The organism is Natronosalvus caseinilyticus (genome assembly GCF_017357105.1).
Lineage (GTDB): Archaea > Halobacteriota > Halobacteria > Halobacteriales > Natrialbaceae > Natronosalvus > Natronosalvus caseinilyticus.
Map to the genome: position 1 here is coordinate 704,975 of NZ_CP071596.1, position 22,644 is coordinate 727,618.

Genomic DNA, 22,644 nt, shown 5'->3' on the forward strand with positions numbered 1-22,644 from the left:
ACACCCAGGGTATATGGGGACTTTCGCGGTACCGGAAATCGATTACACCCGGTACACCAACCGCCAGCTGGCGGCGGTTCCACTCGCCGTCCTTGCGTTCGCGTTGCTCGTTCTCCTCGGCGGCTACGTCGTCTACGGCACGCCGGTCGAACTGGGCATGGACTTCGCCGGCGGAACCGAGTTGACGATCGAGACGACGAGTTCCGAAGCGGAGATCGAGGCCGCCTTCAGCGAGGAGCCCGAGTCGGTGCAGTCGGTCCAGGCCACCGAGAACCAGTACCTCGTCCAGTTCGCGCCGACCGACGCGGACGTACAGTCGGAGGCAGAGTCGAACCTCGAGCCCGTCTCCGGCAACGACCGGGTCGTCCAGCTCTCGGCGGAGACGTCGGCGAGTTTCGGGGCGGCCGCCCAGCAAACGGCGCTGCTCGGCCTCGGAGCCGCGTTCGTCGGGATGAGCGTCATCGCGTTCGTCCTCTTCCGGACGTTCGTTCCCTCCATCGCTATCGTCATCTCGGCGTTTTCCGACCTCGTTATCCCGCTCGCGTTCATGAACGTCCTCGGGATTCCGCTCTCGCTCGGGACCGTCGCCGGACTCCTGTTGATCGTCGGGTACTCCGTCGACTCGGACATCCTGCTGAACAACCACATTCTCAGGCGCAGCGGTGACTTCTACGAGAGCACCCACCGGGCGATGCGCACCGGGATCACCATGACCGTCACGTCAATGGCGGCGATGCTGGTCATGGCCGTCGCCGCGTGGGCGCTCGGCGTCGAACTCCTGCTCTCGATCGGCCTGATCCTCACCGTCGGACTGGCCGCCGATCTGATGAACACCTACCTGCTGAACCTCAGCCTGCTTCGGTGGTACAAGTTCGAGGGGGTGGCCCGATGAGCGCCATCGGATCGATCAAGGCGAACTGGCGCGTCCTGTTGTTGGTCGTCTTCCTCACGGCGGCGCTCCTCGCGCTGTTCGTCCCACCCGGCGTCGTCGGGGACAGCGAGGAAGCCTACGCCACCAACGAATCCGACTCGAGCATACACAACCTCGAGTTCGGCCTCGGTCTCGACGGCGGGACGAAGATCAGCGCCCCGGTCACGGGGATGACCGTCGAGGAAGTCAGCGTCGACGCCGAGGGCACCCAGCTGGATCGACGCGGCCAGGAGATTCAGGCAACCGTCTCGGAGGAACTCGACCTCGAGACCGGCGACGCCCTCGTCCGGACGGACCACCAGAACGGCGAGGTCAGCGTCGAAGTCTTCACTGGGAACGTCTCGGAAGCCGAGTTCGCCGCGGCGCTCCAGGAAGCCGGCCTCGACGTCACCGAGGACGACGTCAGGCAGGGCGTCACCCAGGCGACTCGCGACGACATCCAGATGACGATCGAGTTGCGGATCAACGAGGCCGGCCTCTCTGGCAGCCAGGTCTCCCAGGCCGAGATGGACGGCACCTACTACATCGTCACCGAGGCGCCCGCGATGACCACCGAGGAGCTTCGAGCCCTGCTCGAGTACCGCGGAATCGTCGAGATCGTGATGCACTACCCGGACGGCGAGGGCGGTCAGCAAAACGAGACGGCGCTCGTCCAGCAGGACTTCGGGAGCATCGGGACGGCCTCCTACAACAGCGAGGATGGGTACGACTACGTCCCGGTCACGGTCAACCCCGGTCCCGCCGAGGAGTACCAGCAGGCGATGGTCGAGAACGGGTTCACCCAGAATCCTAGCAGTTGTAACTACGGGAACCCCGAGGCCAGAGGGTCGAACTACTGCCTCCTGACCGTGGTCGACGGTGAGGTCATCGACGCCCACAGCGTCGCCCCGACGCTCGCCTCGAGCATGGAACGCGGCGAGTGGGCAAACGGCGGGCAGTTCCAGATGATCACGCCCAGCCAGCAGGACGCCCAGACCCTCTCGATCAACCTCCGGGCCGGCGAACTGCGCGCCCCCCTCGACTTCGACCGGGCCCAGACCTACATGATCAGCCCCGCGCTGGCCGAGCAGTTCAAGAACTACTCGCTGCTGATCGGAATCCTGGCCGTGCTCACCGTCAGCGGCGTCGTCTACGTGCGCTACGGCGACCGTCGCGTCGCCCTCCCGATGATCGTCACCGCCCTCTCGGAGGTCGTCATCCTCCTCGGCGTCGCCGCCCTGTTGCGGATGCCCCTCGACCTCTCACACGTCGCCGGATTTATCGCCGTCGTCGGGACCGGCGTGGACGACCTGGTCATCATCGCCGACGAGGTGTTAGACGAAGGCGACGTCAACTCGAGGCGCGTCTTCGAGTCCCGGTTCCGGAAGGCGTTCTGGGTCATCGGGGCCGCAGCGGCGACGACGATCATCGCCATGTCGCCGCTGGCCGTACTCAGCCTGGGCGACCTCCGGGGGTTCGCCATCATCACGATCCTGGGCGTGCTCGTCGGAGTCCTCATCACGCGGCCGGCCTACGGGGACATCCTGCGCCGGTTGCTGACCGACAAGTAAATCGCCGTTTTCGCGTTTTTCCCGCTAGTCGGCTCGAGTTTTGTAACCAATACCGAACGCTCAGGTCGGCTCTGGCGAAGGAGACTAATTCGGGTTGAGTCCGCGCTGCATACGCGGATAGAGGAGCGCCGAGTTCGGCACAACTAACTCCTCGAGAAGACAGAACTGGCGCCCGTGTGCAGTCGTGTTTGACTGTTGGATCGCTTCCAGCTATCCGCTTACACCTGTACTTCCCGTCGCTCGCCAGCCGTTACTGGCAGCGTAAACGAGAACGTCGCTCCCTCGCCCGGCGCTGACTCGACCCAGATCTCCCCGCCGTGGCGCTCGACGATTCGCTCACATAGTGCGAGTCCGATGCCGGTCCCGTCGTACTCGCCGTGGGTGTGAAGGCGCTGGAACACCTCGAAGATGCAGTCCTGATTGTCAGTATCGATGCCGATGCCCTCGTCGCGGACCGACACGATCCACTCGGCTCCATCGCGTTCGGCCGAGACGTGGATCTGGGGCTTCTCGTCGCCGCTGTAGGTGATCGCGTTCTCCAGCAGGTTCTGGAATACCTGGCGGAGCTGGCTGGCATCACCGCTGACGCGAGGAAGGTCGTCGGTGGCGACCTCGGCGTCGCTCTCCGAAATCTGGACTTGAAGATCCGCCAACACGTCGTCGAACACGGCGTCGAGGTCGATGCGTTCCAGCGGATCGCCCTGCGTCTCGACCCGCGAATAGGCGAGCAGCCCGTCGATCATCTCGCGCATGCGGTCGGCCCCGTCCACCGCAAACTCGAGGAACTCCTCGCCGTCCTCGTCGAGCGCGTTCTCGTACCGTCGTTCGAGCAGCTGAAGGTACGTCGAGACCATCCGGAGTGGTTCCTGCAGGTCGTGGGAGGCGGCGTAGGCGAACTGCTCGAGCCGTTCGTTCGACGCTTCGAGTCGCTCGATCACCTCCTCTAACCGTTGCTCGCGCTGCTTGCGTTCAGTAATATCCTGAACCGCTCCGCGGAGCGAGGCGGCCTCGTTATCGACGATCTCCGGAACACCCTGCAGCCGCAGCCACCGTATGTCGCCGCTGTTCGTACGAATCCGTGCCTCCACGTCGAAGGGGTCGCCCGAGTCGAGCGCGTTCTCGACGGCGTCCTCGACGATCACCTGGTCGTCCTCGTGATACATGTCGAGGGCATCCTCCAGCGGCGGTTCCTCGTCGGCATCCACTTCCAGAAGCTCGAAGATGTGGTCGGTCCAGAACACGCCCATCGTTTCCGGGTCGATCTCCCAGCCGCCGACGTCCGCGATGCGTTCGGTTTTCTCGAGTAAGTCGAGCGTCCGTTCGAGTTCACGTTCGCGCTCGACCTGTTCGGTGACGTCGCGCGTCAACGCAAGCTGAGACGTCGTCCCGTCGGGGCGATGCAGCGGCGCCGCGTGCGTTTCCATGTGCCGGCGCGTGCCGTCTAGCCCGACGATGTCGAACTCCAGGACGCCTCGCTCGCCCCGACAGATCCGCTCGTTGAACTCGCGGAACGTCTCGCGGTGTTCGGGGGCGATCAGTCCGTAGACAGATTCGCCGATTACCGCCGATTCCGAGTTGGCCCCCACCATGTCGAGCCCGGCGGAGTTCATCTGGAGCAGAGTGCCGTCGTCGGCAACGGTCTTGATACACTCGGGCGCGGTCTCGACGAGCGCACTCAGGTGCTCTGTGCGCTCGCGAAGTTCCTGCTCGCGGTGGCGGCGCTCGAGTTCGTATTTTACCCACTGCCCCATCAGGTGCTGAAACGTCCGTTCGGCCTCCGAAAACGCGTCCGCTCTCGGTTCGGTCGAAACAAACCAGAACGTCCGGTTGCTGTCGTCCTCGAACTCGAGGTACGTTCCGAGGTACGTCCGCACACCGAACTGGTCGTAGCACAGCTTGCCTTCGAGCCCGTCGCTCGTCGGAGCGGTAATCGCACAGGTTCCCCCTTCGTCCGCAGGCACACGGCAGTACGTTTCGGAGAGAGGATACGATTTGCCCGGAGCGAGGTGTTCGTGCTCACCGTTCGTGATCTCCACCTCGAAGTGATCAGTGTCCGGTTCAGCGACGGCGATACCGCCGAGTTCCATATCGAAGTGTTCACAGCCGAGGTCGAGTAAGTCCTGGAGTTTCTCATCGAACGGCCGATCGGGATCGGACGTTATCTCGTACAATTGCCGTTGGGCCCGTTCCCACTTCCTGCGCTCGCTATTGTCGCGGACCACCGCGAGCAGGACCGGACGGCCGTTGTGTTCCATTCGAGACGCAGAAATCTCTGCTGGAATCTGGCCCCGGTTCTTGGTGTGACAGGTAAGTTCATCAGTCCACCCGGTGCCGTCTTCGAACACCCACTCGACGAATTCCCGGAACGCGTCGAGTTCGCTGGGGTGTATGTCGGAAGGAGCCAGGGCTACCAATTCGTCGTACGTATAGCCGAGCATCTCGGTTGCGGCCCGGTTCGCATCGACGATCTCGTCCGCTTCGGGGTCGACGATGAGGATGCCGTCGTGACTGCTCTCGAAAACTCGCTCCAGATATTCTTGTCGTTCCGTTAATGCCGTCTTCACCTCCGTCCGCTCTTGCAGCGTCTGCATCATACGATCGACCTTCGCCTCCGCCTTCTCGGAGCCGAAGAACTTCTCGGGTGGTGTGTAGTAGAAGTTCTGTGAGACGGTGCTGTCGGAGACGATGTGTGGGTGCGTCTTGATGACGTCGTGGATAACTGACGCCGGGAATCGCTCTCGGTTGTACTGGCACATGACGGCGTAGTCTTCGTCCTGGTAGAGGGAATTGAGCACGGCCTCGTACTCGACCAGTTCGTCGGCACTCGTGTCTCCCTCCAGTGCCCACGTCATCTCGGCGGCCGCTCTGAGTCCCGTATAGCCGTCTTCGTCTTTCGCCTGTTCGAGCGACTCCTCCCAGAATTCCAGCATGGTGGCCCGATCGAACTCGCCGGTTCGGTGGTAGGTGTCCGCTGGTGTGAGGACGGAGAGCGCACCCGATTCGAGGGCGGTGTTCACGTCGATGCCGTGGTCCCGCATCGCCTCCACGACTTCTTCTCTGGAGTTGTCGTCGGCGACGTACAGACACTGTTCGCCACGTTCGAGCCCCTCGCAGATGAACGGGATCGCAGATGCAAATTGGTCTTCACGGCGCTCGTAGATGAGTGCAAAATGGTCGTTCGAGTGGTCGTGGGTGTCCTGGGGCTCGACCGGCCCCCGAAATTCCGAGTGCTGATGCAGTGCCCCCGGCCCACCCTCGCGGTCCGGTTCTCGCTGTCGCGTACCGCGCTTGACCTGGTTACTCACTAAATCAGGTTATTCACGGAGATTCTTAACTCTGGTCCCCAATTAGACCAGGTGATCTATCGTCCATCTGCTACTGGTTTTAGCAAATGCTAGGTTTCGCGTCACCCAGAGCGCCGACACCGGGGACACGTCTCCACGAATCCGTTCTCGTCACCGTGGGTTCGACGGTAGTCGATCGAGACGGGGCGACCGCAGTGCTGACAGGTACTCGACTCCGGTGTGAAGTCCATACTCGAGGCTCTGTGGAGCGTGAGAATAGCGGCTGTGGGTGGGTATGCAAGGTGGTTCGCGAACGCCACGAGCCCGCGGGGTGTCGCGAGTATCGCAAACGCGTTACGAAAGCTCGCGAACCATCACGATGGCGTCCTCCCCGTCTTCGTAGTACCGCGGCACCCGCCGTAGCGGGTCGAACCCGAACCGGTCGTAGAGGCGTTTCGCCCCGTCGTTCGATTCCCGGACCTCGAGTTTGACCGAGTGAGCACCCTGGCTCGCGAGGACGGCGAGCGACCGGCCCAGCAGCGCCGAACCGATACCCGAACCGCGCCAGTCGGGATGGACGGCGACGTCCTTGACGTGGCCGATGTCGCGTCCGTAGTTCGGCGTCACGTCCGAGACGACGTAGCCGGCGACCCGCCCGTCGCCGGTTTCGGCGACCAGAAACCCGGGCTCGCCCAGAAACTGGGTGAACGCATCGTAGGGCCACGGCTGGGGGAACGACGTGTTCTCGATCCGCACGACCGCGAGGAGGTCGGCCCGCTCGGCCTGGCGGATCGTCACGCCGTCTCGAGTCCGCGTCGACTCGGTCGGGGTCGTCACAGGAGGGAGTATCGACGTGGGGGTAAAAGAAGTACGCGACCGTTCAGCCGGTTTCGTCAGCTTCGGATTGGCCGTCGTTCTCGTTTTCGTCCTCGCTTTCGTTCTCGTCCTCGTCGTTCGCATCTTCCGTACCGCCGTACTGCGTCTGTTCCTCCTTCGAGAGTTCGCTTCCGTCGTCGTCGGATTCGGACCCGGACCCGGATTCGCTCTCGTCTCGGGATCCAGATTCGTTCTCGTCGTCAGCCATACGTATCAGGCCGGGATCGCTTCCATATCGAACTCTTCGGTGAGCGTCTTCAACTCCTCGAGGGCGTCCTGTTCCTCCCGCAGGTTCTCCTCGAGCAGGTCGGCCGCCTCGGGCATGTCCATCTGGGCCGCCAGCGGGATCAGGTTGCCATAAGCCGCGATCTCGTAGTGTTCGGTCTTCTCGGCGGCCGCCATGTTGTGATAGTCGAGGACCTCCTGGCTGGGATCGGTCTCGAGGAACTCCTCGTACTCCTCGATCAGTCCCTCGATGCCCTCACACTCTTCTTTCTCGGGCGGTTCGCCGAACGCGTCGAACACCTCCTCGAGGCGGTCGATGTGGGTCTGGGTCTCCTCGCGGTGTTCGGCGAAGGCGTTCGCGATTTCCTCGCGTTCGGTGTGTTCCTCGAGGTCTTCCAGCGCGTCGAGTAGCTGGTGCTCGGCGTGGTAGATGTCCTCGAGGCCGTGCTCGAACAGGTCCTGGATCGTTTCGGTCATGGAACCACCAGGTCGGACTCCGCCGGGGAGGGACAAACGTCGTCAGCCTGCGATGGCAGGCGGGTTACTCGGCGGCCTCGTCTGTCTCGCCGGCAGCCTCCTCGACGCGATCGGCATGTTTTTCCAGGTCGGCCGCCAGCGCCCGCGCCTGGTCTGGCGTCAGGCGCACCTCCTCCATGTGCGCCGGCAGGTGCGTCTCGGACATGTTGTCCAGCTCGAATTGCAGTTTGACGTGGTCGGGCTGTCTCCGGGCTGCAGTCGCGTCCACCACCGCGTCCCGCTCGTCCTCAAAGTCGTGTCCCGTCACGACCGCGTCGGCGAGGTCCAGCGTCGTGTGCGCGGTGACGCGCATGAGTCGGTCGGCCATAGACTCAGTCGTCCGACGGAATCGGCGACCCGTCCGGCGTCGCCGGGGCCGGGCTCTCGTCGAGCGCGTCCTGGTCCGCGTAGGGGTACCAGGTCCGCTTGGTGTTGTGCATGTACGGATCTTCGTAGTCGGTCTCCTCGGGTTCGATGAGGTCGGCCAGTTCGTCGTCGTCGCGGGCGGCGACGAACTCGCGGAAGCTCTCTTCGCCCGTCCGGGCGTCGGCGAAGTTCTCGAGCAGGTTCGCGATGGCGCCCGGCACCTCGTCGACAGGAACGCGCTCGCCGACCCAGGAGGCGAACTGCGGGTTCTCGCCGAGGCCGCCACCCAGACCGATGTCGAGCGCCTCGACCGGTTCGCCGTCCTTGCGCGTTTTCATCCCCCGCAGGGAGACGTCGGCGATCTGGGGCTGGGCGCACGACGCGGTACACCCCGAGAGGTGGATGTGGAAGTCGTCGACGCCCTCGGGCAACTCGACATTCTCGACCAGCCAGCGCGAGAACCGGACCTGCCGATTCTTCGTCTCGACGATCGAGAGCGAGCAGAACTCGGTCCCGGTGCAGGCGATCGACCCGCGCTGGAACGGATGCGGGTCCGGGCTGTAGGTCTCGAGCAGCGGCTCTGCGAGCAGGTCGTCCAGATTCTCGTCGGGAACGTCCGTGAAGACGACGTTCTGGCGCTGGGTGAGACGAACTTCGCCGGAGCCATACTCGTCGGCGATGTCGGCCAGTTCGAGGGCGTCGTCGGCACCGATCCGGCCGACGAGGACGTTCAGCCCGACGTAGGAATTGCCGTCTGGCTGGGCGTGGACGCCGACGTGGTCGTGCTTGCCGGTGGCCTCGCCGGCGTTGTAGGAATACGACGAGCGCAGGTCCTCGCCCGCGGTCTCGAGGTCGAAGTCGACGTACTCCTCCTGGAGGACGTCGCGAACCTTCTCCGGGCCCCACTCGTCGACGAGGAACTTCATCCGGGCGGCGTAGCGGTTCTCGCGGTTGCCGTAGTCCCGGAACAGGCCCGAGATGCCGCCAGCGACGTCGACGGCCTGCTCGGGTGTGACGAAGACGTCGATCCCGCGGGCGAAGCGGGGCTCGTTGCGGGCGAGACCGCCGCCGACGCGGACGTTGTACCCCGTGACCCGCTCGCCGTCGATTTCCTTCTCAGCCGGCTCGAACGCGAGGTCGTTGATATCGCCCTGGCCACAGCCCTCGTCGCAGCCGGTAACCGACACCTTCCATTTTCGGGGGAGATTTGAGTGTGCCTCGTTTCGCTTGAACGTATCGTGGAGGTCGTCGGCCAGCGCGCCGGCGTCGACGTGTTCGTGCTCGTCCTTCCCGGCGACCGGACAGCCGACGATGTTTCGCCAGGAATCCCCACACGCCTGCACCGCCGAGAGACCGACGTCCTCGAGTCGATCGAAGATTGCGGGGACGTCCTCGAGGTTGATCCAGTGGAGCTGAACGGCCTGGCGGGTCGTCACGTCGAGCCAGCCGTTGCCGAACTCCGGATTGGCGGCGGGGCCGTTCGAGTACTCCTTCGCGAGTTCGGCCAGGACGCGAAACTGTCCCGGCTCGAGGACCCCGCTCGGCGGACCGACCCGGAGCATGAAATAGGACTCCTGGCCGGCGCGCTGGTGGTACAGCCCGTACCACTTGAAGCGCTCGAACCAGGCGTCGTGTTCGTCCTCGGGAATCGACTCCCACCCCGACGCGGCGAACTCCTCGATCGCCTCCCTGATATCGGTCCCGTACAGTTCGTCTTTCCAGTTCTCGACGTCGCTTGGCATCTGCACCGGGCTACGCGGACCACCTACAAGGCCCCGGCCGTGGCGTCAGTTCTCCCCGCCTCTCGCCCGTTCCGGCGGTATTTGCCGGGCCGATTCGCCCGCTCGGCGGGACGACGGCTCGAGCGTCGACTGGACGGCCGACGACTCGTACCGCTCGAACTCGCCGTCGACGACCCGGCCTACTGGGAGGCGTTCGAGGGAGTCGTGGCGACCGCACTCGAGACACCGGCCGACCGCCCCCGCGATCACGCTGGTGCCGTCGACGCCGACGTCCGTGAACCCCTCGAGCAGGACGTACGCCGGTTCGCACCGACAGAATCGGCCGCGAGCGAGGGTCCAGACGTCGCTCGCGCCCACCGTCCGGGAATCGTTGACGCTGATCCACGCCCCGTCGTCGAGGGTACGCAACGAAATTGCCATACCCTCGCTTCGGGTGGACGCCACCTTCGTCCATCGGCCCGTGCAATGCTTCGCCGTTGTCGTGACGGCTGTTTGGGCGGAGATCGCCAGCAGGCGTCGTCGTCTTTCGTTTCGTCCCGTCAGAGATACCAGCAATCGTTACCCGAGAACGGGAGCCGGGGTATCGCTTGCACCCGAAGCCGTGCTTAAGCGATGGCCGACCATACGGGGGAGTATGCCCGACGATCCGTCACGGCTACACGACCGCCCATCACGCCGCCAGCCCTCCGAACGCAGGGTACGGAGTCGCCAGCACGTCTCCGCCGACGTGGCTCCGGAATTGCACCTCCCTCCCATCGAATCCGGCGCGTGGGGATCGGTACCGACCGACGATCCGACGGAGGACACACGATGACGAACGCGTCACCCGACGGACGCCAGCTGGACGAATCCGACGACGAAAGCGACGAAGGAAACGACGGCGGCCGACCCACCCCGGAGGCTACTCGCGGTGAGAACGACACGGCCCACCTCGAGGACGTCGACGTCGGCGCTGGCTGTACGGAAATCTGGGAGCACCTCGCCGAGCGACGCGAGGAGTAGTGAGGAGGCCCGGATGCACTCCTCGACGAACCACAGCGGACCGTCTGGAACGCTTTTTAGGCACGTCGCCCCTATCAGCGGTACATGACCGACGACCACACCGGAGACCGCCGCGCTCGAGACGGCGATCCCGGGGACGAGGCTCCGGTCCCGACGGATCGAAAATCGCCAGTCGGCGCACCGGTCATCCGGGGCGACGAATCGATCACGGGAAGCCACGCTCGCCAGGCCGTCCAGTTCGACCCCGACGATCCGGACAGTCTCGCACTCGCGGCCGAAACCGTCGCCCAGTTCGCCACCGGGCCCGTCGACGAAGATCACCTCTACATGCTCCGCGGTGCCGCAGCCTGTGCCGCCCTCGTCCGCGGGGAAGGATCCTACAAGACCGCCGCCGAGCGAGCCAGCGACCAGGTCGAGGGTGACGGGACGGTCACGGTCTCGTTCATCCGCAAGTGGGCCCGCGTCCACGACCTCCCCCGATCGGTTCGTCGACAGGTCGCCCTCGGCGAAATCGCCCCCTCCGCCGCCAAACACATCGCCCGCGTCGGCGGCGAGGACCGACTCCTGCTCGCCTGGGCCGTCCTCGACGGCGACCTCACCGTTCGCGACGTCCGCCAGGTCGCCAGCCAGGTCAACGACGGCACCTCGGTCGAGCACGCACTCGCCGACTGCGACGTCACCCTCGGCCGCCTCGAACTCACCCTCCCAGCGTCGGCCTACCGCGACCTCCGGCGACGAGCCTCACTCGAGGGCGTCGATCCGGGAACGATCGTCGCGGACGCCCTCGAGAACACGCTCGAGTAGCCTCTGGAGCAAGCGTTGCGAACGCACTCGCTAATCCGCTCGGATAGTTCCAGTCCCGGACGAGCGTCACAATTCCTCACCGCGACAGGTACGCCCGCGCCGTCTCCGCAATGACCGCCCCCGCCTCGAGAACCTCGTTCCACTCGATGGTCTCCTCCGGAAAGTGAGCCTGGTCGATGCTCCCCGGCCCAAACAGGACCGTCGGAATCCCCGCCTCGACGTAGTGTCGATTGTCGGCGCCGTAGGTCGCCCCGCGCGGTTCGGTCGCCTCGGCGTCGAACCCTCGCGCCACCATCCCGTCCTGGAGCGCCGAAACCACCGGTTCGTCCGCCGCGATTTCCGCCGGCTCGAACTGCACCGAGAACCGCTCGATCGTCGGCCCGCTGACCCCCGCCGGCCAGGACGGATCGTCCGACAGCGACTCGAGGCGGCTTCGGAGCGCGTGTTCGACGTCCGTCACCGTCTCCCCGGGCGCGACGCCAACACGAACCTCCGCCGTCAGTTCGTCCGGGACCGAGGACGCCCACCGTCCTGCCTCGACTCGCCCGATACAGATCGGCCACGGGATCGGGAACTCGTCGTACAGCGGATGGGAGACGGCCTCGCTTCGCTCCCGTTCGAACGCCTCACACTCCTCGCGAACGCGCTCGAACGCCGGCAACACCGACGCCCCCCGCCACCGTGTCGCCGCGTGGGCCGACCGGCCCTCGAGGCCAATTCGGACCATCAGGCTCCCCTCGACCGCCGTCACCGGACGCAACTCCGTCGGTTCCGCGACGATCGCCGCGTCTCGCTCGAACGGATAGGGATTCTCGAGGGCCGCCGCGGCCGCACCGATCCCGCCTTCCTCCTCGCCGACGACGCTCTCGACGACGATTCGGCCGTCCAAGTCGGGGCCGTGGCCAGTATTCGTAGCGCCCTCTGCCAGGTGACGCGCCGCAAACACGCACACCCCCAGCCCCGACTTCATGTCCGCCGCACCCCTGGCCGTCAGGCGACCGTCGCGCCACCGGGGCTCGAACGGCTCACCCTCCCACCCCGACCCCGTGGGAACGACGTCGACGTGACCGTTCAACACCAGCGTCGGCCCTGCGTCAGGATCCCCGAACTCGAGGACTCCAGCGACGCTCGGCCGACCTGCCGTCTCGATGTCGTCGGGGTCGTCCGGAAACGACGGATGCTCGGCCAGGACGGCCGGGTCGGCCTCCCAGGTGTAGGTTCGAAAGCCCGCCGCCTCGAGTTCCTCACGTAGCCACACCTGGGCCGACTTCTCGTTTCCTGCAGTCGTCTCGAACGAACAGCACGTATCGACGAACTCTCGAAGGTCGTCGTCCCAGATGCGGAAATTCATGTGCGAGACCACGTCGGACCCCGATATAATACCGTGGGAGAAAGAAACGTTTAACCACGCGTCCCCGAAAGAGGAGCATACGGGGCCGGTAGCTCAGTTCGGCAGAGCGTCTGGCTTTTAACCAGACGGTCGCGTGTTCAAATCGCGCCCGGCCCGCTTTTGTCACGAGCACATTCGCGAGTGGCAAAACGGCCCCGTGATTTGAAGTAGATCAGAGAGGCACAGCGAAGCGAGCATTTCTGGGCGTCGTTCACAATCGCGCCCGGCCCGCTATCCTGTCGCAAACACGTTCGTGAGCAGCGAGTTCGGATCGATCCGGCGCCGTCGACACGAGCGATTTTCGAGTATCGAACCGCATCGGATGCACCCCATTCGGACCCAGACCGCACCGAACAGCCACAGTTGTCACTCCAGAACGGCCAACGCACACAGACACCGAACACCGAAAATACCCCATACCAATCACGTCGACAAACCGATACGCGAACCGCGATCGCCTATAAATTCGAGCCCTCAACCTCGCAGCGGCATGAACGCCAATCCAAACAGCAGGACGATCGCAATCACTGACAGCCCGATTGCCCACCAGAAGCCGTGAATTCGCTCGTTGTGCTCATCGACTGCCTGGTGTTGAGCCTGGAAACTCTCGACATCCTCGGTCAGATAAACGACGTCCTCACTCGGGAAGTGAACGCCGTAGGACGTCTGCTCGATCATCACTTCCTCGTTGTGGGCGAGCGACACCTCCGTGACTTCCTCACCGGTGTACTCGAGGGTCACCTCGTCCGATTCGATCGTCGTCACCTCGGCGTCGACCTGTTCTTCCATCTCGGATTCGTAGAAGGTCACCCCGTCTCCAACCGCGTACTCCTGAGTGTCGATATCGTCGACCTCTGTCACGTGGCGAACGACCTCCTGGCCGTCCTCCTCGACGGTCACGTAGACGCCATCGGCGCGCTCGATGAACGTGTATCCCTCTCCGTCTTCGGAATCGACTGCCTCGATCAGCAGGAAGGTTTCGGGTTGGGCTTCCTCGTCGCTCTCGTTGCCGTCCTCACTTTCGTTGCCATCGCCGGTTTCGTTGCCATCCTCGGTTTCGTTGCTGTCCTCGCTCTCGTTACCGCCATCATCACCAGCATCCTCTCCCGGCGGCGCATAGATGTAGACGTAGTACTCCGTTCCCTCCTCTTCGAACTGAACCGTATCGCCATCGTCCCAGGCGTCACCGTTCGCAGCACTCGCACCGGACCACGTCACGTCCGTCGGAACGGAATCGTTGACGTGTTCCAACGTCCCCGTTCCGGCAGCCCCGTCCAGCTCGGACACGTTGTACGTCCGATCCTCGACCGTTATCTCGTCACCCTGCTCGAGTTGATGATCCGCATCGGCTTCGTCGATCGTCACCTGCGGTGATTCCGCGGTCGCGATAACGGCGTACGCGCCCGCAGCGATCACCATAAACAGGACGGCATAGACGATCCCTGCGCGTAATTGCATGTATGAGGCGTTGTCCGCGCGTCGTATAACGGTTACTAAGTTCTCGAAAGAGCAGAGGCAGGGATAGCGTCCGGTCGAACTGAACCCACTCGAGAGATCGCGATCGACTGGCCCTCGACGATTCGATGGAGTTGGACCACAGGAATCGAAAATCGACGTGCTCGAAGGATGAGATGAAACGGACTACTCGGACGGAACAGGGAACGAAACGGGAAAGAGCCAAGGGCCGGATTTGAACCGGCGATGGGTTGCTCTGCAGGCAACTGCGTTCGGCCGAACTCTGCCACCTTGGCGCGCTCGAATGTAGCCTCCGCGTTCGTTTAAGCGTAGCGGTACGACGTGCCCGCTGTAACGACGAAAACCCCCACGAGCGCAGTCGCTCGTGAGGGTTGAATAGTGTATGAGTGGTGTCGGCGGCGAGCCGGGGTTCCCAGCGGGTCTCCCACGCCAGTACTGGCCGAAACGCGGGCGGGCTTAACTGCCGTGTTCGGGATGGGTACGGGTGGTGCCCCGCCGCTCTGGCCGCCGTAACGCCGACTCGCGGAGTCGAACCGCGATACTGCCAGGGTCGGTGTACGGTGTCCGATGTCTTGGTCTCTGTGACCGTTATGTACGTGTAGTCCAATTAGCGCCTGGACCCGTTCTTACGGGTTGATCCATGCGAAATGAATGGTGGCTCGATCGGTTAGTGCTCGCGGGCTCAACACCTCGTTGCCTCGGTGCGTACACCCCGAGTCTATCGAACTCGTCTTCTACGAGTGATCTCGGTGGCATCTCTTTTTCGGGTGGGTTTCGAGCTTAGATGCGTTCAGCTCTTACCCCGTGGTGCGTCGCTGCCCGGCACGTGCCCTCTCGGACAGCCGGTACACGAGTGGCACCCATTCGGAGTTCCTCTCGTACTATACGAACGTTCCCGTCAGATACCGTTACACCCCCAATAGATAGCAGCCGACCTGTCTCACGACGGTCTAAACCCAGCTCACGACCTCCTTTAATAGGCGAACAACCTCACCCTTGCCTGCTTCTGCACAGGCAGGATGGAGGGAACCGACATCGAGGTAGCAAGCCACCCGGTCGATATGTGCTCTTGCGGGTGACGACTCTGTTATCCCTAAGGTAGCTTTTCTGTCAGCAATTGCCCGCATTGGGCGGGCTAATTGGTTCGCTAGACCACGCTTTCGCGTCAGCGTCCGTTGTTGTGCCGGACACTGTCAGGCTTCCGTATGCTCTTGCGCTCTTTCTCGGGTCTCCGACCCGAGTGAGGAAACCTTGGGGCGCGCTCGATATCTTTTCAAGCGCGTACCGCCCCAGTCAAACTGCCCGGCTACCAGTGTCCTCCGCCAGGAGTGAGAGTCGCAGTCACCATCGGGTAGTATTTCAGTGATGCCTCGGTGGCCCGCTGGCGCGGGTACCTGTGTAACGGCTCCTACCTATGCTGCACAATGGCGACCACGTCTCAGTGACAGCCTGCAGTAAAGCTCTATAGGGTCTTCGCTTCCCCTTGGGGGTCTCCAGACTCCGCACTGGAATGTACAGTTCACCGGGCCCAACGTTGGGACAGTGGCGCTCTCATTGATCCATTCATGCAAGCCGCTACTAAAGCGGCAAGGTACTACGCTACCTTAAGAGGGTCATAGTTACCCCCGCCGTTAACAGGTCCTTCGTCCCCTTGTACGGGGTGTTCAGATACCTGCACTGGGCAGGATTCAGTGACCGTACGAGTCCTTACGGATTTGCGGTCACCTATGTTGTTACTAGACAGTTGGAGCGCCCGAGTCACTGCGACCTGCCACTTTCCGTGGCAGGCATCCCTTATTGCGAACGTACGGGACTAACTTGCCGAATTCCCTAACGTCGGTTGCTCCCGACAGACCTTGGCTTTCGCCGCCACGAGTACCTGTGTCGGATCTCGGTACGGACAGTGTGCTTGCCTTTTCACGGGCTCTGGGTTGACCTCTCTTGCGTTATCCAGCCGTTCGACCGCTTCGTGCCATTACGGCTTCCACGGTCTTGGACTGTTCACCCGGGCGAAAGCCCGGGAGAGGCGACCCCAAAGCGTCGGCTTTGAGTGCACACTGGCATAGGAATATTAACCTATTTCCCTTTTGTCAGCTTCGACTTGCGGGCTGACTTAGGACCGGCTAACCCTCAGCTGATTAGCATTGCTGAGGAACCCTTACTCGTTCGGCCGTCGGGGTTCTCACCCGACTAACGCTGCTACTATGACCAGAATTTTCGTTACTGCACGGTCCACACGAAATCTCTTCCGTGCTTCCACCCGAACAGTACGCCAACCTACGGAATCGTGCGGTGACGCACGTCGCTAGGTCTCGGTGATGGACTTGAGCCCCGATCATTTTCGGCGCCGCAAACCTCGGCCGGTAAGCTGTTACGCTTTTCTTAGAGGGTAGCTGCTTCTAAGCTCACCTCCCGGCTGTCTAGGGCTTGCGACCACCTTCGATCGCACTTAGTCCATACTTGGGGACCTTAACCCAGCTCTGGGTTGTCTCCCTCACGGTACACAGGCTTACCCCGCGCACCGGACTCCTCACGTCGACGGCGTTCGTAAGTTCGGAGTTGGACAGGGGGGCGAACTCCTCTCGGAGTCCGGTCCCCCAATCCGTCGCTCTACCTCACGAACTACCTCGGTGAAGGTCATGCTTCGACATGTTTCGGTTGGAACCAGCTGTTTCCGGATTCGATGGGCCTTTCACCCCTAGACATAGGTCACGCGAGGGTATTGTAGGACACCAACGCTAGCGGGCCTCCACGTGGCTTTCGCCACGCTTCACCCTGCCCATGCCTAGATCATCCGGTTTCGGGTCGTGCCCGCCTGACTCCCCGCGCTTGAACACGGTGACCCTGGTCGTAAGACTGCGGTCATATCGGTTTCCCTCTGCCTTCCCCGATACTCGGGTTAGACTCGTCAGACAGGCACACTCTCTGGTTCGTTTTTCAAAACGCACGACGGAACACCGGCTTCCCTCTCGGCTTACTACAGGTTCGCACCTGGTTCATTCTGAGAGGGACCTTGTATGCCCCGTCGCTCTATCGCCAACTGAGTTCACGCCCTATTGCACCTCCCTTTTTGGGGTGCTTTTCAGCGTTCGCTCACGCTACTTGTTCGCTATCGGTCTCGAGGAGTGTTTAGTCTTCGCGGTCAATGCCCGCGGGATTCACGAGGGAATTCCAACCCCCGCTACTCTGGAGCTGACTCCCATCGTACTGATCGACGGTACGGGACTGTCACCCTGTTTCGTGCTCTATTCCAAGAGACTTCTCGTCGATGGTCGGATGTTGCAGGTCAGTCCGAACACCACATTGCCCGTGAGGGCTTCGGTTTGGACTGTGTCGGGTTCACTCGCCGTTACTAACGACATCGCGGTTTGCTTTCTTTTCCTGTCGATACTAAGATGTTTCAATTCTCGACGTTCCCCATTGCGCAAAGCAATTGCAAGAGGATTCCTATTCGGAGATCCCAAGTTCTTCCCCTCCGTGCGGGTCCCTTGGGCTTATCGCAGCTTGGCACGTCCGTCATCGGCTCTCGAGCCGAGCGATCCACCAGTTGGCACAGTAGCCACGTTCTTTCGGATCGGTTGCTACACGAAGTGTAGCGGTTGTGACCCGGGAACGGGTCCAGTGGACGCCTGGACTACACGTACACACGGTCTCATCTGCCACCAGTAGACGGCTGGCGACATCGACCCTTCCCACCCACGCTTGCGCGGGGTGGTGCATCGGTTCATTCGGGATCAGACGCCGTACTCGAAAGAGTACGACGATCGTCACCCGAGAGATGGACCCACAGGGATTCGAACCCTGGGCATCCTCCTTGCAAAGGAGGCACTCTACCACTGAGCTATGGGCCCACCCCCTCTCGGGGGCACAAACGTTAGCCTTGGTAGTTCAAAGGTGCTCGCTCGGCCGATCGAGCGGTCGGTGAACGGACCGCGTGTGGGCTGGGGCGTCGCCCCAGTCCCGGTCTGTGGAGGTGATCCAGCCGCAGATTCCCCTACGGCTACCTTGTTACGACTTAAGCCCCCTTGCGAAGCCCAGATTCGACCGGCGTTACGCCGGCCTCATCCGGACCTCACTCGGGTGCTTTGACGGGCGGTGTGTGCAAGGAGCAGGGACGTATTCACCGCGCCCTTCTGAGGCGCGATTACTACCGAATCCAGCTTCATGCGGGTGAGTTTCAACCCGCAATCCGAACTACGATCGAGTTTAGGAGATTAGCGTCGCCTCTCGGCGTAGCATCCCACTGTCTCGACCATTGTAGCCCGCGTGTAGCCCAGCACATTCGGGGCATACTGACCTACCGTTGCCCGTTCCTTCCTCCAGTTTGGCACTGGCAGTCCTCCTAATGTACCCAACCACCACAAGGGTGTTGCTGGCAATTAGGAGTGCGGGTCTCGCTCGTTGCCTGACTTAACAGGACGCCTCACGGTACGAGCTGACGGCGGCCATGCACCTCCTCTCAGTAGCTCCACTAAGCTCATCACACTGAGCTTCACAGCATACTGTCGGTGCTGGTGAGATGTCCGGCGTTGAGTCCAATTAAACCGCAGGCTCCTCCGGTTGTAGTGCTCCCCCGCCAATTCCTTTAAGTTTCATCCTTGCGGACGTACTTCCCAGGCGGTCTGCTTCACGGCTTCCCTACGGCACAACGCTGGCTCGTAGCCAGCGTCACACCTAGCAGACATCGTTTACGGCTCGGACTACCCGGGTATCTAATCCGGTTCGTGACCCGAGCTTTCGTCCCTCACTGTCGGATCCGTCTTCCTGAGGCGCTTTCGCCACCGGTGGTCCGTCCAGGATTACGGGATTTCACTCCTACCCCAGACGTACCCCTCAGGTCTTCCGGTCCCTAGCCGAACAGTTTCCGCCGGACGTCTACTCGTTAAGCGAGTAGATTTCCCGACGGACTTGTGCGGCCAGCTACGGACGCTTTAGGCCCAATAATAGCGGTCATCACTTGGGCTGCCGGTATTACCGCGGCGGCTGGCACCGGTCTTGCCCAGCCCTTATTCGTGTACCACCTTACGGTACACAAAAGCGAGGACTATATGCCCTCGCACTTGGAGTCCCCTTATCGCACTGTCGTGCAGTGTAAAGGTTTCGCGCCTGCTGCGCCCCGTAGGGCCCGGAATCTTGTCTCAGATTCCGTCTCCGGGCTCTTGCTCTCACAACCCGTACCGATTATCGGCACGGTGGGCCGTTACCCCACCGTCTACCTAATCGGCCGCAGCCACATCCTGTCGCGCCTGAGCATTTCGAGCTCGAGCCAGTTCCAGGCATCGAGCCGTATGGGCTATTAGCCTCAGTTTCCCGAGGTTATCGCCCTCAACAGGGTAGTTTGGCCACGTGTTACTGAGCTATCTGCCACGAGTCTGAACTCGTGCGACTAGCATGGCTAAATCGGACTCCAATAGCAATGACCTCCGGCAGGATCAACCGGAATGCTATCCCTCCAGCAGAGCTGGAGGAGTTGGCGGTGAATGTAGGTACACACTCACACTAAATGGGTCCGTTCGGTGACCAGCCTCGATTAACCGATCGAGCGTCACCGAACTACCAAGGCTAACATCAGATCCCATCTGTACGGCGGACCGCAGGGGTGAGATCCTCATTTCCTTCGGACTACATTGTAGGTCGTCCGGGGTACATAACCCCTTCGAACCGAGTCCGAGATGATGGAGCGAGTTGAACGCCCCATCGATCACGCGTTCTTTGCGTTTGCATCCGAATGCCCTCGTTTACTTAAGGGCGTCGGATCGGATCGAAGCCGGCGAAGCCGACCTCGTTCACATCCAATCCGAGTCGCCTTACACACTTAAGGGCATCGGATCGCGGCCCGGCCGGAAGTCGCATCCGGCGAGGCGTTCGCGTTCCAATCTGAACGTCCCTAAGTATATAAGGCCGTTGGATTGGTGTGGCCGGCGAGGCCGACCACGTTTGCGTCCAATCCGAGTTGGCTTATACACTTAAGGTCGTCGGATCAGTTCGACGCCCAGTGTAAGGGTGGAATGCAGTGCCAACCTCCGTGCCGGGAAACGGCCAGAGGGGACGTGGCCGCGTGGGCCACGTCGTTTGCATTCTATTCGAGGAGAGGGTTAGTATATAAGGCCGTCGAACCGATAGCTCTGTGGGAGTCCGCTACCATGGCACGGTTTTTCACCGACCACGGGTGCTCGAGGAACGTCAAAATGATAATAAATGTATCCCTCGACTCGGGCCTCGAGTCAGTCCAACGGCGTGGCTGCTCGTCGAGTGGTGTCCCGCGGGCGGAGGTCGATCGGTCATTCCTCCCTGGCAGGTGGGGTCGGATCGAGTGGTACCCGCGTACGTGGAGGTCGTGCGTGCACGCGTAAGAAGACGTTGGATACGCTGCAACGGTGCAAGGGAGAGCGAGAGAGCTATGGCCACGAAGCCGAACGCCTAGGTATATGCGCGAGCGAGCGACCAGGCGGCGAGTTCTCGAGGGAATCGGACTCGTGACAACCGCAGGACTAGCAGGGTGTCTCTTCGGGGGCGATGACGACGGCGACTACTACGAGGGCGAATCGTTCGTCGCCGAGGACGACGAGCCCGGTTTCGGTGGACACCTCGACGGGATCGATCATCCAGGGACCGTCGACTGGACGGGGGCCAGCGGGGAAGAGCTGGTCGTCGCGGTCGGCACCGGTCGCGAGGGGATGGGATACGCCCCGCGTGCGGTTCGCGTCGAAGCCGGCTCGACGGTCACCTGGGAGTGGACGGGTGCAGGCGGTCGACACGACGTGGTCGACACCGACGGTGTGTTCGACAGCGGCGAGCGATACGGCGAGGGAGAGACGTTCTCGTTCACGTTCGACGAGCCGGGTGTCTACACCTACTACTGCACCCCTCACCGCCACCGGGGGATGAAAGGTGCACTCGAGGTCGTCTAAGTGCAACGGCTTGTCGAATTTTTCGACCCACGGAGCAAACGGTCACTCGAGGGGAAGCAGAAAGAGGAGTGAGGAAGAGCGGCGACGTGCGACAATTGGCTACGGTTAGCGGCTATCTGATACCGGTTACCGGTTCAGCGTGTGAATCGCGTGTCCGAGCGCGTTCTCGGCGGCTTCCATCACGGCTTCCGAGAGCGTCGGGTGGGTGTGAATCGTGGACACGACGTCCTCGAGGGTGGCTCCGAGTTCGATGGCGAGGCCGAGTTCGGCGATCAGTTCGGAGGCCTCGGGGCCGACGATCTGGGCACCGAGGACGAACCCGGCGTCCTCGTCGGCGACGATCTTGACGAAGCCGTCGGTGTGGCCCGTGGTGAGCGCACGGCCACTGGCCTGGAACGGGAACTTCCCGGAGACCGTCTCGAATCCCATCTCCTCGGCCTCCATCTCGGTCATGCCGACGGTGCCGATCTCGGGGTCGGTGAAGACGGCCGCGGGCATCGCCTGGTAGTCGAGCGCCGAGGGCTCGCCGGCGATGACCTCGGCGGCGACCTGGCCCTCCTTGCTGCCGGCGTGGGCGAGCATCGGTTCGCCGGCGACGTCGCCGACGGCGAAGACGTGCTCGACGTTCGTCCGGCCGCGGTCGTCGGTCGGGATGAAGCCCCGTTTGTCGGTTTCGATGCCGGCGGCCTCGAGTTCGAGCGTATCGGAGACCGGCGCCCGGCCGACAGCCACGAGGACCTTCTCGGCGTCGATCTCGAGCGTGTCTTCGCCGTCTTCGGCGGTGGCCTCGACGCGAATGCCATTGCCGTGCTCGCTCCAGCGGGAGGCTCCGTACTCGAAGTGGAAGTCGATCCCGAGGTCTTTCGCGCGCTTTTTAACCGGACGAGCGAGGTCGGGATCGAAGCCGTTGAGCGCTTCGTCGAGCATCTCGACGACCGTCACGTCGGTGCCGAGTTTCGCGAAGACGGTCGCCAGTTCCATCCCGATGTAGCCGGCGCCGACGACGACCAGCGAGTCGGGGACCGAGTCGAGCGCGAGGGCCTGCCGCGAGTTGAGCACGGGGTCGTCGTCGTAGGAGAAGTTTGGGATCTCGATCGGGCGAGAGCCGGTCGCGACGATCGCATGCTCGAAGTCGATGGATTCGCTGCCCTGCCCCTCGCCGCCGTGGGAGACGCGGACCGTGTTCTCGCCGTCGAAGTGGGCGACGCCCTCCATGAGGTTGACCCCGTTGGCCTTACAGAGCTTCTCGACGCCCCCCGTGAGCTGATCGACGACGCCGTCCTTCCAGGAGACCATCCCCTCGAGGTCGATGGCCGGGTCGGCGTGGATGCCCATCTCCTCGGCGTTGCCGGCCTCGTGGGCCAGGTCGCTGGCGGTGATGAGCGCCTTCGAGGGGATACAGCCGTGGTTGAGGCAGGTTCCCCCGTAGGCCTCCTTCTCGACGAGCGTGACGTCGAGGTCGAGTTGGCCGGCCCGAATCGCGGCCACGTAGCCTGCTGGGCCCGCACCGATAACGAGTACGTCCGTTCCAGTCGAAATGTCTCCGACGACCATTATACTAGAGCAAATCC

17 protein-coding genes, 3 tRNA genes and 3 rRNA genes are annotated in these 22,644 nt (G+C 62.7%); 7 read left to right on the plus strand and 16 right to left on the minus strand.

Annotated features, from left to right (window positions below):
- Nucleotides 1–13: 13 nt before the first annotated feature.
- Together secF and J1N60_RS03425 are read left to right on the plus strand one after the other, a co-directional pair.
- Nucleotides 14–892 carry a protein translocase subunit SecF gene (secF, locus tag J1N60_RS03420; protein ID WP_312910722.1) on the plus strand — a complete coding sequence of 293 codons (879 nt, stop codon included), beginning with the start codon at nucleotides 14–16 and terminating at the stop codon, nucleotides 890–892.
- Nucleotides 889–2,481, plus strand: a complete 1,593-nt coding sequence (locus tag J1N60_RS03425) for a preprotein translocase subunit SecD (protein ID WP_312910724.1) — start codon at nucleotides 889–891, stop codon at nucleotides 2,479–2,481. The genes secF and J1N60_RS03425 overlap by 4 nt, the downstream gene beginning before the upstream one ends.
- Nucleotides 2,482–2,699: 218 nt before the next feature.
- Here the strand turns inward: J1N60_RS03425 and J1N60_RS03430 are convergent, their stop codons facing one another.
- From J1N60_RS03430 to J1N60_RS03460, 8 genes are all read right to left on the minus strand, one after another.
- Nucleotides 2,700–5,786 (minus strand): MEDS domain-containing protein, encoded by a 3,087-nt coding sequence (locus tag J1N60_RS03430; RefSeq protein WP_312910726.1) that lies wholly within the window; start codon nucleotides 5,784–5,786, stop codon nucleotides 2,700–2,702.
- A 101-nt stretch (nucleotides 5,787–5,887) separates the two neighbouring features.
- Nucleotides 5,888–6,016, minus strand: coding sequence for a DUF7563 family protein (locus J1N60_RS20580; protein ID WP_425499322.1), 129 nt, complete (start codon nucleotides 6,014–6,016; stop codon nucleotides 5,888–5,890).
- Between the two features lie 103 nt (nucleotides 6,017–6,119).
- Nucleotides 6,120–6,602 (minus strand): ribosomal protein S18-alanine N-acetyltransferase, encoded by a 483-nt coding sequence (gene rimI / locus J1N60_RS03435; RefSeq protein ID WP_312910728.1) that lies wholly within the window; start codon nucleotides 6,600–6,602, stop codon nucleotides 6,120–6,122.
- 43 nt (nucleotides 6,603–6,645) lie between these two features.
- Nucleotides 6,646–6,849 (minus strand): hypothetical protein, encoded by a 204-nt coding sequence (locus J1N60_RS03440; RefSeq protein WP_312910729.1) that lies wholly within the window; start codon nucleotides 6,847–6,849, stop codon nucleotides 6,646–6,648.
- A 5-nt stretch (nucleotides 6,850–6,854) separates the two neighbouring features.
- Nucleotides 6,855–7,343 carry a DUF892 family protein gene (locus tag J1N60_RS03445; protein ID WP_312910730.1) on the minus strand — a complete coding sequence of 163 codons (489 nt, stop codon included), beginning with the start codon at nucleotides 7,341–7,343 and terminating at the stop codon, nucleotides 6,855–6,857.
- Nucleotides 7,344–7,407: 64 nt separating this feature from the next.
- A complete protein-coding gene (locus J1N60_RS03450) occupies nucleotides 7,408–7,710 on the minus strand; it encodes a DUF6360 family protein (RefSeq protein WP_312910731.1) in 303 nt (100 codons plus the stop codon).
- A gap of 4 nt (nucleotides 7,711–7,714) precedes the next feature.
- Nucleotides 7,715–9,490, minus strand: a complete 1,776-nt coding sequence (locus tag J1N60_RS03455; protein WP_312912527.1) for a nitrite/sulfite reductase — start codon at nucleotides 9,488–9,490, stop codon at nucleotides 7,715–7,717.
- Between the two features lie 45 nt (nucleotides 9,491–9,535).
- The gene (locus J1N60_RS03460) at nucleotides 9,536–9,910 is read right to left on the minus strand and encodes a DUF8134 family protein (protein WP_312910732.1); all 375 of its coding nucleotides are present in this window, start codon (nucleotides 9,908–9,910) and stop codon (nucleotides 9,536–9,538) included.
- 214 nt (nucleotides 9,911–10,124) lie between these two features.
- On the opposite strand from J1N60_RS03460, the gene J1N60_RS03465 reads away from it, so the two are divergent.
- The 3 genes from J1N60_RS03465 (at nucleotide 10,125) to J1N60_RS03475 (ending at nucleotide 11,296) form a co-directional block, all read left to right on the plus strand.
- Nucleotides 10,125–10,304, plus strand: coding sequence for a hypothetical protein (locus J1N60_RS03465; protein ID WP_312910734.1), 180 nt, complete (start codon nucleotides 10,125–10,127; stop codon nucleotides 10,302–10,304).
- Complete coding sequence (locus tag J1N60_RS03470) at nucleotides 10,301–10,492, plus strand: hypothetical protein (RefSeq protein ID WP_312912641.1); 192 nt, start codon at nucleotides 10,301–10,303, stop codon at nucleotides 10,490–10,492. Before J1N60_RS03465 ends, J1N60_RS03470 begins: the two co-directional genes overlap by 4 nt.
- Nucleotides 10,493–10,576: 84 nt before the next feature.
- The gene (locus J1N60_RS03475; RefSeq protein WP_312910736.1) at nucleotides 10,577–11,296 is read left to right on the plus strand and encodes a DUF7119 family protein; all 720 of its coding nucleotides are present in this window, start codon (nucleotides 10,577–10,579) and stop codon (nucleotides 11,294–11,296) included.
- Nucleotides 11,297–11,372: 76 nt separating this feature from the next.
- Here J1N60_RS03475 and J1N60_RS03480 read toward each other — a convergent pair whose 3' ends face one another.
- Nucleotides 11,373–12,647: a M20/M25/M40 family metallo-hydrolase gene (locus J1N60_RS03480; protein ID WP_312910738.1), complete on the minus strand. Its 1,275-nt coding sequence runs from the start codon at nucleotides 12,645–12,647 to the stop codon at nucleotides 11,373–11,375.
- A gap of 82 nt (nucleotides 12,648–12,729) precedes the next feature.
- Between J1N60_RS03480 and J1N60_RS03485 the strand changes: the two genes are divergently transcribed.
- A tRNA-Lys gene (locus tag J1N60_RS03485) sits at nucleotides 12,730–12,803 on the plus strand.
- Between the two features lie 357 nt (nucleotides 12,804–13,160).
- On the opposite strand, the gene J1N60_RS03490 is transcribed toward J1N60_RS03485, so the two are convergent.
- The 6 genes from J1N60_RS03490 to J1N60_RS03515 form a co-directional block, all read right to left on the minus strand.
- Complete coding sequence (locus J1N60_RS03490) at nucleotides 13,161–14,144, minus strand: ICP22 family protein (protein WP_312910740.1); 984 nt, start codon at nucleotides 14,142–14,144, stop codon at nucleotides 13,161–13,163.
- A gap of 217 nt (nucleotides 14,145–14,361) precedes the next feature.
- Nucleotides 14,362–14,437: transfer RNA gene (locus J1N60_RS03495), tRNA-Cys, on the minus strand.
- A 115-nt stretch (nucleotides 14,438–14,552) separates the two neighbouring features.
- Nucleotides 14,553–14,674: ribosomal RNA gene (gene rrf / locus J1N60_RS03500) — 5S ribosomal RNA — on the minus strand.
- A 137-nt stretch (nucleotides 14,675–14,811) separates the two neighbouring features.
- Nucleotides 14,812–17,730 (minus strand): 23S ribosomal RNA (locus J1N60_RS03505).
- Between the two features lie 211 nt (nucleotides 17,731–17,941).
- Nucleotides 17,942–18,013, minus strand: a tRNA-Ala gene (locus tag J1N60_RS03510).
- A 117-nt stretch (nucleotides 18,014–18,130) separates the two neighbouring features.
- Nucleotides 18,131–19,605 (minus strand): 16S ribosomal RNA (locus J1N60_RS03515).
- The 16S, 23S and 5S rRNA genes sit together here with 2 tRNA genes alongside, the layout of an rRNA operon.
- Nucleotides 19,606–20,590: 985 nt before the next feature.
- Here J1N60_RS03515 and J1N60_RS03520 point away from each other — a divergent pair.
- Nucleotides 20,591–21,073 carry a halocyanin domain-containing protein gene (locus J1N60_RS03520; protein WP_312910742.1) on the plus strand — a complete coding sequence of 161 codons (483 nt, stop codon included), beginning with the start codon at nucleotides 20,591–20,593 and terminating at the stop codon, nucleotides 21,071–21,073.
- 126 nt (nucleotides 21,074–21,199) lie between these two features.
- On the opposite strand, the gene lpdA is transcribed toward J1N60_RS03520, so the two are convergent.
- Nucleotides 21,200–22,627 (minus strand): dihydrolipoyl dehydrogenase, encoded by a 1,428-nt coding sequence (gene lpdA, locus J1N60_RS03525; RefSeq protein WP_312910744.1) that lies wholly within the window; start codon nucleotides 22,625–22,627, stop codon nucleotides 21,200–21,202.
- Between the last annotated feature and the right edge of the window lie 17 nt (nucleotides 22,628–22,644).